Source organism: Nocardia sp. NPDC004722, from assembly GCF_053601505.1.
In genome coordinates this window covers 1-2,788 of sequence record NZ_JBSGBY010000846.1, presented here as the reverse complement: position 1 = coordinate 2,788, position 2,788 = coordinate 1, and the positions used below count along the sequence as shown (strand labels likewise).

Annotated in this window: 2 protein-coding genes; one reads left to right on the top strand and one right to left on the bottom strand. The window is 73.7% G+C overall.

Going from position 1 to position 2,788, the window contains the following annotated elements; genetic code table 11:
- A partial coding sequence (locus ACWELQ_RS42875; protein WP_452402713.1) for a LuxR C-terminal-related transcriptional regulator occupies positions 1-1,537 on the top strand: 1,537 nt, incomplete at its 5' end.
- An 87-nt stretch (positions 1,538-1,624) separates the two neighbouring features.
- Here the strand turns inward: ACWELQ_RS42875 and ACWELQ_RS42870 are convergent.
- Positions 1,625-2,788: helix-turn-helix transcriptional regulator (locus tag ACWELQ_RS42870; protein WP_452402712.1), on the bottom strand; the 1,164-nt coding region annotated here is incomplete at its 5' end.

Sequence of the window (2,788 nt, the reverse complement as noted above, 5' to 3'; positions counted from 1 at the left end):
ACAGGTCGCCGCCGAGCTACAGGCCACCGCGGTGCGCGCGTGGATACGCGGGGCCCGGCACTCCGCGGTGCGCGCGCTGCTGCGCGCCGCGGAACTCTCCCCCGATCCGGTCGCGGCGGGTCAGCGGCTCGCGCTCGCGGCCCGCAACGAATGGGAAAGCGGCAGTGTGGATTCCGCGCGCGAGCTACTGCGCCGGGCCGAGGCCGACGCGGGCCACGAGACGGCCGTGCGGTTCAGCGGCGGCCTGGAGGGCCTGATCGAACTCAGCCACGGCGACCCGAACCGTGCGCTGGAATTGTTCGAACGCGACGCGCCCGTGGCGGGACCGTATCTGGAACCGGAACTGCGCCACATGGCCCGGCGCGCGGCGTGGTCCGCGGGCCTGGAGGATCCGGGCGCCGATCAAGACGCCGAGGTGTTCGAGGCGCTGGAGGCGGGTCAGCAACTGGCCGGGTTGTGGCGGCTGCCGCCGGCGATTCACGCGTTCGCGATCGGTAAGCCGGAACAGGCGTGGGAGCTGTTCCGGATGGTCTCGCAGGACGTGCGCATCGCCGGAAGCACGACCGGCATGCTGGTGACCCACAATTCCCTGGCGATGCTGGAGCTGTCGCTGGGCCGCTGGGACGACGCCGCCGAGAACGTCGCGGACGCCCTGTATCTGGCCGAGCAGCAAGGCCAGCCCAATCCGCTCGCGCGGGCGCTGACCACGGTCGGCTGGCTGGCGGCGGTGCGCGGTGAGCATGCCGACGCGGTCGCGGCCACCGAGCGTGCGCTGGCCCTGAGCCGTCCGCGCCGGGGCACGGCCCTCAACGCCTCCGGGTACTGGAATCTGGGCCTGGACGCCTTGGGAGCCGGAAACGCGGAGGCCGCGTGGGGTTTTCTCGCACCGATCCTGGAGCCGGGGCACGAAGCCCATCATCCGACCTTCGCCGCGCTGGCCGCACCCGACGCCATCGAGGCCGCCGTCCGGCTGGGCCGGACCGAGGAGGCCGCCGCGGCCACGACGGTGCTCGCCTCCTGGGCCGAGCGGACCGGGGCCACCTGGGCGATCGCGGCGACGGCCCTGGCGGGGGCACTGGCCGCCGACGGCGAGCAGGCCGAACGCCTGTTCCGCGACGCGCTCGCCGTACCGGAGGCCGCCACCCGTCCGTTCCAGCAGGCGCGCACCCAGCTGCTCTACGGCGAATGGCTGCGGCGCAATCGCCGACGCACCGACGCCCGCGCCCAATTGGGTTCCGCGCTGAAGGTTTTCGAACAGCTGCGCGCCACGCCCTGGGCCACGCGAGCCCGCCAGGAGTCTGCCCTGGCGGGCGAGCAGCCGGAGCATCTTCCGGCCGGATCCTCCCGCGCCCTGCTGACCCCGCAGGAACTACGGGTCACCCGCCTGGCGGCCAAGGGCCTGACCAACCGCGACATCGCCGCCCAGTTGTTCATCAGCCCGCGCACCGTGGGACACCATCTCTCCCATGTCTTTCCGAAGCTCGGCATCACCAGCCGCGACGAGCTGGCCGCCCTGGATCTCGAACAGGAGCTGTGAGCGCGAAGGGCGGCCGACTCCCGCCCCGACGGGGACGGGCGGGAGCCAGCCTGGCAGGGCGGGCGAGGGATTCGCCGGACGCCGCGGTCAGGGGTGGCGGGTGGGTTCGGAGCGCAGATGCGGTGAGCGCGACAGCTCCTCGCGGCAGTGCACGCCGAGTTTCGCGAACACGCGCGAGAGATGGTGGCCCACCGTGCGATGGCTGATGGCCAGGCGGGCGGCGATCTCACGGTTGGTGTCGCCGTTCGCCGCGAGCCGCGCGACCCGGGCTTCCTGCGGGGTCAGCAGTTCGTCCTGCTCGTCGCCGATCCGCAGGCAGGAGCGGGCATCGACGAGATCGGATTCCTGCCGGGCCCGCTGCGCCCAGGACCGCGCGCCCAGGCGCTCGAAGGTCGTCGCGGCGGCCTCGAGCTGCTCGCGCGCGACACTGCGGCGGCGGGTGCGCCGCAGCCATTCGCCGTAGAGCAGTTGGATTCTGGCGTGCCGGAAGGGCAGGCCGCTCGCCTCCGAAGCCGCCAGCGCCGCCCCGAAGTGGCGTTCAGCGCTCGCGTCACCGTCGAGCAGGGCACGCCCGCATTCGAGGGCCGCCACCGCCCACGCGGCGTCGGTGTCGGCGACCCAATCCCGCAGGGCCGTCAGGAATTCCCGGGCCGGGGCGGCGCGGCCGACGCGCACGGCCGCCTCGATCGCGTCCAGCGCGGCGAGGGCGGCGAGCGTCGGATGGCAGGCGTCGTGCGCGGGGTCGATGAGCGGCGACAGCCGGGTCAGCGCGAGTTCGGGTTCACCGGCGGCGAGGGCGGCCGCGCCCAGCGCCAGCCAGGCGGCTGCGGTCAGCACCGGCAGTCGCAGCGGACGCGAAAGCTCCAGCGACCGTTCACACAAGCGCTCGGCCAGCTCCCGGTCCCCGCTGAGCGCGGCATGCAGGGCAAGCGTATTCAGGCTCTGCACAGCGGAATTGACGAATCCGTTCGACTCGGCGAGATCGAGCGCGGCGGTAGCGTCCGCTGCGGCATCGGTCCAGTGCCCCATCGACAGCCGCACCCGGGCCGATTGCGCGAGCATCAAGGCCTGCCAGGAGGATTCGCCGCGCTCGCGGGCCGCGAGCCCGGCCGCGCGATAGCAGTCGAGCGCCGGGACCGCGCGGCCCGAGGCGACGGCCAGCACGCCGGGCGGCAACCGCCACGGCTCGGCCGCACCGTCCTCGAAGGCCGTCCCGAGATCCCATGTGCGACCGGTGATCCACGCCGCCCG